General features: G+C 67.3%; 8 protein-coding genes. 4 read left to right on the top strand and 4 right to left on the bottom strand.

The window, feature by feature from the left end:
• Positions 1–62: 62 nt before the first annotated feature.
• The 3 genes from ACMZPQ_RS22495 to ACMZPQ_RS22505 all read right to left on the bottom strand — a co-directional run bounded on the left by ACMZPQ_RS22495 (position 63) and on the right by ACMZPQ_RS22505 (position 3,953).
• Positions 63–2,132, bottom strand: a complete 2,070-nt coding sequence (locus ACMZPQ_RS22495; protein ID WP_197584207.1) for an EAL domain-containing response regulator — start codon at positions 2,130–2,132, stop codon at positions 63–65.
• Positions 2,133–2,223: 91 nt separating this feature from the next.
• Positions 2,224–3,408: a BaiN/RdsA family NAD(P)/FAD-dependent oxidoreductase gene (locus tag ACMZPQ_RS22500; RefSeq protein ID WP_197584205.1), complete on the bottom strand. Its 1,185-nt coding sequence runs from the start codon at positions 3,406–3,408 to the stop codon at positions 2,224–2,226.
• A complete protein-coding gene (locus ACMZPQ_RS22505; RefSeq protein WP_197584203.1) occupies positions 3,405–3,953 on the bottom strand; it encodes a YaeQ family protein in 549 nt (182 codons plus the stop codon). The genes ACMZPQ_RS22500 and ACMZPQ_RS22505 overlap by 4 nt, the downstream gene beginning before the upstream one ends.
• A 123-nt stretch (positions 3,954–4,076) precedes the next feature.
• Between ACMZPQ_RS22505 and ACMZPQ_RS22510 the strand changes: the two genes are divergently transcribed.
• Entirely contained in the window at positions 4,077–4,946 is an 870-nt protein-coding gene (locus ACMZPQ_RS22510; protein ID WP_197584201.1) for a pseudouridine synthase, read from the top strand.
• 11 nt (positions 4,947–4,957) lie between these two features.
• Here ACMZPQ_RS22510 and ACMZPQ_RS22515 read toward each other — a convergent pair whose 3' ends face one another.
• A complete protein-coding gene (locus ACMZPQ_RS22515) occupies positions 4,958–5,446 on the bottom strand; it encodes a YaiI/YqxD family protein (protein WP_197584199.1) in 489 nt (162 codons plus the stop codon).
• A gap of 301 nt (positions 5,447–5,747) precedes the next feature.
• Between ACMZPQ_RS22515 and ACMZPQ_RS22520 the strand changes: the two genes are divergently transcribed.
• The 3 genes from ACMZPQ_RS22520 to ACMZPQ_RS22530 all read left to right on the top strand — a co-directional run bounded on the left by ACMZPQ_RS22520 (position 5,748) and on the right by ACMZPQ_RS22530 (position 8,427).
• Positions 5,748–5,957, top strand: a complete 210-nt coding sequence (locus tag ACMZPQ_RS22520) for a cold-shock protein (protein WP_004153307.1) — start codon at positions 5,748–5,750, stop codon at positions 5,955–5,957.
• A 182-nt stretch (positions 5,958–6,139) separates the two neighbouring features.
• Entirely contained in the window at positions 6,140–6,829 is a 690-nt protein-coding gene (locus ACMZPQ_RS22525) for a glutathione S-transferase family protein (RefSeq protein ID WP_312647781.1), read from the top strand.
• Between the two features lie 32 nt (positions 6,830–6,861).
• A complete protein-coding gene (locus ACMZPQ_RS22530) occupies positions 6,862–8,427 on the top strand; it encodes a protein adenylyltransferase SelO (protein WP_312647783.1) in 1,566 nt (521 codons plus the stop codon).
• Positions 8,428–8,571 lie beyond the last annotated feature (144 nt).

The raw sequence follows: 8,571 nt of genomic DNA on the forward strand, positions 1-8,571 counted from the left end.
GCTGTTCAGTGCCGGCGTGGACTACGTGCAGGGCGACTTCGTCGGCCCGGCACCCCCGGGGGTCAACCAAACTCGAACCCCATCTCCGGCAGCGCCGGGCCGACGAAGTCGCCCTGCACGTAGTCCACGCCGGCACTGAACAGCAGGGTCATCGAATTGGCGTCGCTGACGAACTCGGCGATGGTGCGGATACCCGCGTCCTGCGCGCGCGCGGTGATCTGGCTGATGCGGTCGATGTTTTCGCGGGTAGCGGTCAGGTCGCTGGTGAAGCCGCGATCGAGCTTGAGGAACTGCGGCTGGAAGTGGGCCAGCAGCTGGAACGAATCCAGCCCCGAACCGAACTGTTCCAGGCCGATACGGCAACCCAGCGGGGTCACTTCGGCAAGGAACTGCTGGGCGCTGCGCAGGTGGGTGAACACCTTCGCCTCCGGCGCATGCAGCCACAGCCGCTCGCCCGGCACGCCCTGCGCCTGCAGTTCGCGGCGCAGTAGGGCGACCATCTGCGGGTCGTCGAACGATTCCGGTGTCACCTTCACCAGCATCTGCGTGGCGCTGCCTTCGCGTGCGCGCTGGCCCAGCACCGAGATGGCCTGTGCCACCACCCAGCGATTGATGTCGGCCAGCAGGCCATGCTCCTCAGCGATGCCCAGGAACGCGTTCGGGCTCAACAGCTCGCCGTTGTGCTCCAGACGCAGGTAGGCCTCGTACAGCTCCAGCGGCTCGCCCTGCAGGTTGAGGACCGGCTGGTAGTGCAGCTGGAAGCCGTCGCCGGCCAGCGCCTCACGGATGCGCGCCACCCAGCGCTGTACGCGTTCTTCCTCGACCCGATCGGCAGCGGCCGGGTCGAAGATGCGGCAGGTGTTGCCGAGCGCGGCGGCGGCCTGTGTGCATTCGCTGGCACGTGCCAACACCTGGCCGATGCTGGCAATCTTCTCGCCGACCTGCACGCCGCCGATGCTGACGGTCACCGTGGCCGAGCGCGCGCCGATGCTGAACACGTGCGCTGCATAGGCTTCGCGGATGCGCTCGGCCAACGCCACGTTCTGCGCATAGGGGCCGGCCTGCAGCACGGCGAAATTATGCTCGCCGAAGCGCGCCAGCTGCGCGTCCTCGCCAACCACCTCGGCCAGAAGCGAGGCGAGGGCAGCGATCAGCGTATCGGCCGATGCCAGCCCGATGTCCGGCAACAGCCGTGCGTAGTGATCCGGCTCTATCAGCAGCAGGCCGAACTGGCCCTCGCTGCGGCCAGCCTGGGCCACCGCGCTTTCCAGCTGCAGCATGAAGGTCGGGCGGTTGAGCAGGCCGGTGACCTGGTCGCGCTGGCGCAGATCCTCGACCTCGCGCGCCAGTTCCGGGTCGAACTCCATGCGACGGCGCAGCACCACCTGCAGGCAGGATTCGCCTTCGTAGGTGGCGGCCGCAAACTCCATGGTTGCCGGGAACGCACTGCCGTCCTCGTGGCGCGCGTCGAGTTGGTACTGCGGCGGCGGCGCCTCGCCACGACTGAGACCCTTCAGCAGCTGCTTGAAGCCTTCCACGTGCTGCGCGGCGACCATGTCCAGCAGCGAAATGCCTTCGATGTCGTCGAAATGCTCGTAGCCGAACATCTCCAGGTAGGCGTCGTTGGCGCGGATATGCATGCCTTCATGCACATAGGCAATCGGGTCGCGCGAGGAGGCGATCAGCGCATCGCAGCGGCGCTCCGTCTCGCGCATCTGTGCCTCGATGCGGCGCAGTCCGCGACGGGCCTGCAGGTCCACCCACTGGTCGCGGACCACGGCCAGCAGGTGCTCCGGGCGGTGGCGCAGGGCGAGGGCGCGGATGCCGTGGCTGCTGGCCTGCACCAGCTCTTCCTCGTCGATGCGCTCGGCCAGCAGCACCAGCGGGATATCCTTGCCGCCGGCGGCGATGTGCTGGGCCACCAGCGGCAGCGGGATGCCCTGCGAGGGCGAGGCCAGCACCAGGTCGATGGCCTGGTTGGCCAGCACCTGCGCCAGCTCGGCCGCATCCTGCGGGCGCCACGGGCGCACCGCGATGCCGCTGTTGCGCAGGGTGCTGACGATGGCTTCGGCATTCTCGCCGCTGTCATCGACGATCAGCAGGCGGATGGTGATGTCGTTCGCGTTCTGCATGCACTGCTCCCCAATCTGCGAACCTAGATACACGATGCGCGGCGAACCGTCCATGCGCGCACCCCTTGCGCGCATCGAACGGCGATCTGGTTCACACCACGCCGCCGGCAGCGTGGCCACTCGCCCAGGCCCACTGGAAGTTGTAGCCGCCCAGCCAGCCGGTCACGTCCAGCACCTCACCGACAAAATGCAGGCCGGGTACGCGCTTGGATTCCATCGTCGAAGACGATACCTCGGCGGTGTCCACGCCGCCCAGGGTGACCTCGGCGGTGCGATACCCCTCGGTGCCGCTGGCCACCAGCGGGAACGCGCCCAGCAGCTGCGCGGCCTGGCGCAGCACCGGCTCATCCAGCTGGCGCACCGGGCGGTCGGGCAGCCAGTGTTCGCACAGGCGCTGCGCAAGCCGCTTGGGCAGTACCTCGCCCAGGACCGTGCGCAGCTCGGCGGCGGGCCGCTCGCGCTTCATCTGGCGCAGCCATTCGCCCGCATCCTGGCCGGGCAACAGATCCAGCTCCAGCGCGTCGCCAGGCTGCCAGAACGACGAAATCTGCAGGATTGCCGGGCCGCTCACGCCGCGATGGGTCAGCAGCATGAAGTTCTGGAAGTGCTTTCCGTTGCAGCGCGCTTCGATCGGCAGGGCGACACCGCTGAGGTCGGCCAGCCGCTCCTGGTGCTTGCCGCTGAGCGTCAGCGGCACGAGCCCGGCGCGGGTCGGCAGCACCGCGTGGCCGAACTGGCGTGCGATCTCATAGCCGAAACCCGTGGCACCCATGCTCGGAATGGACAGCCCGCCGGTCGCGACCACCAGCGAGGCACAGTGGAACAGGCCGTGGCTGGTGTGCACCCGGAAGCCGTCGCTGCCGTGCTCGATGCGCTGCACGTTGCAGTCGGTACGGACCTGCACGCCGGCCGCCTGGCATTCGTCCACCAGCATTTTCACGATCTGCTTGGACGAGACATCGCAGAACAGCTGGCCCAGCTCTTTTTCGTGATACGCGATGCCGTGCTTGCTGACCAGTGCGATGAAATGCCAGGGCGTGTAGCGGGCCAGCGCCGACTTGCAGAAGTGGGGGTTGGCCGACAGGAAGTTGGCGGGGGTGGTACCGGTGTTGGTGAAGTTGCAGCGGCCACCGCCGGACATCAGGATCTTCTTGCCGATCTTGTTGGCATGGTCGATCACCTGCACCTGGCGGCCGCGCTGGCCGGCGGTGATCGCGGTCATCAGCCCGGCCGCACCAGCGCCGATGACCACCACATCGCAGCGGATCGTGCTCATGCCTTGGCGCGCTTGCGCCAGTTGGGGATCACGTCGAGCTGGGCCTGGTCGTTCAGCAGCTGCACCTCGCCGTCCTGGATCAGCACGCTCCAGCGCATCGCACGCTGGATCTGCTGGCCCCACTGCTCAACGAAAGCGCCGTCCAGATCGACCACCGACAGGTTGTCGAAGCGCGCCAGGCCCTTGCTCTGCTTGTTCCACCAGATCTCCGAGGCGTTGCCGCCATAGTTGACCACCTGCACGGCGCGGCTACGGTTGCTGGCCTTGCGCACGCGCGATTCGTCCGGATGGCCGAGATCAAACCACTGCAGGATGTCGCCGGTGTAGTCGTGTTCCCACAGGTCCGGTTCATCGTCGGTGCTCAGGCCGCGGCCGAATTCGAGCCGGTCGCCCGCGTTCAGGGCGAAGGTGAGCAGGCGCACCATCAGGCGGTCGTCGGTCTCGGACGGGTGCTGGGCCAGGGTCAGGTTGTGGGTCGCGTAGTAGCTGCGATCCATGTCGCTGATCTGCAGTTCGGCCTTGCGGATGGTGGCGGTGAGAGCCATGGGCGGTCCGTGGACTAAAGAGGACAATGATAGAGGTTTGCTCCAGGGGTGTCCGTGGCTGGGCTGTCTGCGGGGCGTCAACGTGGCACGCTTGCACTCCTTTTCGCCGCTGGAGTGGCCTCGATGACCCTGCCCAGCCGGTTGCAGCTGCCGCCCGGCCACTGGCCCAGCCTGCTCGACGGCCTGTGCGCGCGCTTTGCGCGCATCGATCGCGCGCAGTGGATGGACCGCTTCGCCCGTGGGCGCGTGCAGGACGCACAGGGCAGGGCATTGGCGCCGGACATGCCGTGGCAGGTGGGGCTGGAAATCGTGTACTTCCGCGAGGTGGCCGACGAGCCGGTGATTCCCTTCGCCGAGACCATCGTTCATCTGGATGCGCACCTGCTGGTCGCCGACAAGCCGCACTTCCTGCCAGTGACGCCGGCGGGCCGGCATGTGCGCGAGACATTGTTGGCGCGCCTGGTCGCGCACACCGGCAACGCCGATCTGGTGCCGCTGCACCGGCTGGACCGGCTCACCGCCGGGCTGGTGTTGTTCTCCACACAGCCAGGCTCACGCGATGCCTATCAGCGGCTGTTCCGCGAGCGTCGTATCGAAAAGACCTACGAGGCGCTGGCACCGGCATTGCCGGGCGTGGTGTTCCCACTCCAGCGGCATAGCCGGCTGGTGCCGGGTGAACCGTTTTTCCGGATGGCCGAAGCGCCGGGCGAGCCCAATGCGCGCAGCCGGATCGAGCTGATCGAGGCCGAGGGGCCGATCTGGCGCTACAGGCTGCTGCCGGAGACCGGCCGCAAGCATCAGCTGCGCGTGCACATGGCCGCGCTGGGTGCGCCGATCGAGGGCGATGACCTCTACCCGGAACTGCAACAGCGGCCGCGGGACTTCATTGAGCCGCCGCTGCAGCTGCTGGCACAAGGCCTGGCCTTCGATGATCCGTTCAGCGGGGAACGCCGGCGCTTCAGCAGCCAGCGCAGCCTGCGCCTGCCCGGGTAGGGCGGGGCCGTTCAACGGGCCGGGCGCCGCGCCAGCCAGCGGTCCAGTTCGGCGGCGAACAGCTGCCGGTCACGCGGCCCCAGCGGCGGCGGGCCTCCGGTCTGGACCCCGGCGCCGCGCAGTTCTTCCATGAAATTGCGCATCGACAGCCGCTCGGCCATGTTGTTCGGCGTATACAGCTGGCCGCGCGGATTCAGTGCCACCGCCTTCTTTTCCAGCACCAATGCGGCCAGCGGGATGTCCTGGGTGACCACCAGGTCACCGGCGGCGACCCGCTCGACGATGGCGCTGTCGGCGACGTCCAGGCCCTGCGGCACCTGGATCGAGCGCAGCCAGCGCGAGGGCGGGGTGCGGATCCACTGGTTGGCAACCAGGGTCAGCTCGATCCCGACCCGTTCGGCGGCCCGGAACAGGATGTCGCGAATGACACTGGGGCAGGCGTCCGCGTCCACCCAGATGCGGGGGAGAGCGGGTTCAGCTTGGGTTTCAGCTTCAGTCATTTACCCAGTGTAGGGTAGGAAAAACCTGAATGGGGACTCGGAGTTAGCCTCGATTGGCTGCAATCCCTTGTCACGCCTAGCGGGCGGGGCCTGCCCATGAACGTCCGGGCTATCGCTTTTTGCAGAAAACACGCGTATCGTTCGTCCCACTGTGTTTGCTAGGGTCACCGTGAATCGTGGCCTGGTGCAGTTGATCTCACGATCCGCTCATCGATCCGCTTTACCAACGCCTGCAACTCAGTCTCGGCCCCGATACCCGGTGGCTGCGATTTTTTCAACATGTGTTTCAGGAGTTAGTCAAATGTCTGATCGTCAGACCGGCACCGTCAAGTGGTTCAACGACGCCAAGGGCTTCGGCTTCATCACCCCGGAAAGCGGCCCGGACCTGTTTGTGCACTTCCGTGCCATCCAGGGCACCGGCTTCAAGACCCTGCAGGAAGGCCAGAAGGTTACCTTCATCGCCGTCCAGGGTCAGAAGGGTATGCAGGCTGACCAGGTGCAGGCGGTCTAATCCGTTTGCTACCGTTAGGTAGCCAGAACGCCGGAAGCGAAAGCTTCCGGCGTTTTTTATTGCCTGCTGTTTTGTAGAGTCGAGCTTGCTCGACTGCTTTCAACGACAGTCGAGCAAGCTCGACTCTACAAGCGGCATGCAGCCCGCGCGGTACGATGCAGGTCTTCCCAAGGATCATCCCCATGCGCATCGTCCACCACCTGGAAAACTCCCGTTCGCTGCGCGTGCTGTGGATGCTTGAAGAGTTGGGGCTGGACTACGAGCTGCGCCGCTACCCGCGCGATCCGAAGACGCTGCTGGCGCCCCCGGAGCTGCGCAACGTGCATCCGCTCGGCAAGTCGCCGGTGCTGCAGGACGGTGAGCTGGTGCTGGCCGAGTCCGGCGCCATCCTCGATTACCTGGCCGATCGCTACGACACCCAGCGCCAGCTGTCGCCATCACCGATGCCGGCCGACGGCGCCGAACGCATCGCTTACCGCTACTGGCTGCACTACGCCGAAGGCTCGGCGATGCCGCCGTTGCTGCTGACCCTGGTGATGGGCCGCATCCGCAACGCGCCGATGCCGTTCTTCGCGCGCCCGATCGCACGCAGCATCGCCGACAAGGCCGAGCGCGGCTTCATCGGCCCGCAGCGGCGCCTGCACCTGGACTGGATGGAACGCCGCCTGGCCGAAAGCCCGTGGTTCGCGGGTGAGCGCTTCAGCGCGGCCGACATCCAGATGAGCTTCCCGATCCAGGCCGCGGCCGCGCGCGGCTGTGGCCTCGACGACAAGCCGGCGCTGCGTGGCTTCCTCAAGCGCATTGGTGAACGCCCGGCCTACCAGCGCGCCGAGGCCCACGGTGGCCATCTGCAGGCGCTCAGCGGCAATTGAGGCGGGCGGCGGTCGCCCCCATCTTCAAGGCCATGGATACCGACTCCCCCCGTTTCGACAACCGCCTGCTGCGCACCCTGCCGGGCGACCCCGAATCCGGTCCGCGCCGCCGTGAAGTGCTGGGCGCGGCCTGGTCACCGGTGATGCCCACGCCGGTGGCAGCGCCCGCTCTGCTGGCGTGGTCGCCGGAGGTGGCCAGGATGCTGGGTTTCGATGCCACAGAGGTGGAAGGCGAAGGCTTCGCACGTGTGTTCGGTGGCAATGCACTATATGCAGGCATGCAGCCGTGGGCGGCCAACTATGGCGGGCATCAGTTCGGCCACTGGGCCGGGCAGCTGGGCGATGGCCGCGCAATTTCGCTGGGTGAGCTGGTCGCGCCGGATGGACGCCACTGGGAGTTGCAGCTGAAGGGCGCCGGGCCGACGCCGTATTCGCGGGGTGCCGATGGCCGTGCAGTCCTGCGCTCGTCGATCCGCGAATTCCTGTGCAGCGAAGCGATGCACCACCTCGGGGTGCCGACCACGCGTGCGCTGTCACTGGTCGGCACCGGCGAAGACGTGGTGCGCGACATGTTCTATGACGGCCACCCGCGTGCCGAGCCCGGCGCCATCGTGTGCAGGGTATCGCCGTCGTTCCTGCGTTTCGGTTCGTTTGAACTGCCGGCGTCGCGCGGTGAAGCCGCGCTGCTGCAGCAGCTGGTGGATGCCTGCATCACCCGCGACTTCCCGGAACTCGAAGGGCAGGGCGAGGCGCTGTATGGCGACTGGTTCTCGCAGATCGCGGTACGCACCGCCGAGATGATCGCGCACTGGATGCGCGTGGGTTTCGTGCATGGCGTGATGAATACCGACAACCTGTCCGTGCTCGGCCTCACGCTCGATTACGGCCCTTACGGCTGGGTCGAGGATTTCGACCCGGACTGGACGCCGAACACCACCGACGCGCAGGGCCGGCGCTATCGCTTCGGCACCCAGCCGCAGGTGGCGTACTGGAACCTGAGCCGGCTGGCGCAGGCGCTGTCGCCGTTGTTCGCCGATGTGGCACCGCTGCAGGCCGGCCTGGCCGCCTACCAGTCCACCTTTGTGGCCTGCACGCGCCGCGATGCCGCCGCCAAGCTCGGCCTGGCCGCCGCCGACGATGACGACCTGCAGCTCTACCTGCGCTGGCAGCAATTGATGCAGGACGGCGCCATGGACATGACCTTGGCCTGGCGCGCGCTGATGCGCTTCGATCCGGCGGCACCGGATGCGGCGGTGCTGGACGCGGTGTACTACGACGAGACGCGCCAGCAGGCGGTGCAGGCACCGTTGCAGCAGTGGCTGCAGGACTACGCGACGCGGTTGCGCGCCGATCCGCTGTCGGCCAGCGAGCGCGCTGCGAAGATGGGCGCCGCCAATCCACTGTACGTGCTGCGCAATTGGCTGGCGCAAGAGGCGATCGATCGCGCCGAGCAGGGTGACCTCGGTGGCGTGCATGCGCTGCAGGAGGTGTTGCGCGACCCGTACACCGAGCGCCCGGGGCTTGAACACTTCGCTGGCAAACGCCCGGCGTGGGCCGACAACCGCGCCGGCTGCTCCATGCTGTCCTGCAGTTCCTGAGGGTGGGTTTCGGCAGGGCTGCGCCCTGCACGCGCAGAGGCCAGGTCAACGGCCAGAGCAAAGGCTGGATTCCGTGGCTTGGCGGGGCGGTGTCGGAGTGCGGGGACGCCGCAAGTACGTCCCTGTAGGCTTGGCAGCCGCATC

This window comes from Stenotrophomonas maltophilia, from assembly GCF_047497515.2.
GTDB lineage: Bacteria > Pseudomonadota > Gammaproteobacteria > Xanthomonadales > Xanthomonadaceae > Stenotrophomonas.

Coding starts and splice junctions, on each gene's coding strand:
- ACMZPQ_RS22495 (WP_197584207.1), bottom strand. CDS start 2,132: ATGCAGAACGCGAACGACATCACCATCCGCCTGCTGATCGTCGATGAC.
- ACMZPQ_RS22500 (WP_197584205.1), bottom strand. CDS start 3,408: ATGAGCACGATCCGCTGCGATGTGGTGGTCATCGGCGCTGGTGCGGCC.
- ACMZPQ_RS22505 (WP_197584203.1), bottom strand. CDS start 3,953: ATGGCTCTCACCGCCACCATCCGCAAGGCCGAACTGCAGATCAGCGAC.
- ACMZPQ_RS22510 (WP_197584201.1), top strand. CDS start 4,077: ATGACCCTGCCCAGCCGGTTGCAGCTGCCGCCCGGCCACTGGCCCAGC.
- ACMZPQ_RS22515 (WP_197584199.1), bottom strand. CDS start 5,446: ATGACTGAAGCTGAAACCCAAGCTGAACCCGCTCTCCCCCGCATCTGG.
- ACMZPQ_RS22520 (WP_004153307.1), top strand. CDS start 5,748: ATGTCTGATCGTCAGACCGGCACCGTCAAGTGGTTCAACGACGCCAAG.
- ACMZPQ_RS22525 (WP_312647781.1), top strand. CDS start 6,140: ATGCGCATCGTCCACCACCTGGAAAACTCCCGTTCGCTGCGCGTGCTG.
- ACMZPQ_RS22530 (WP_312647783.1), top strand. CDS start 6,862: ATGGATACCGACTCCCCCCGTTTCGACAACCGCCTGCTGCGCACCCTG.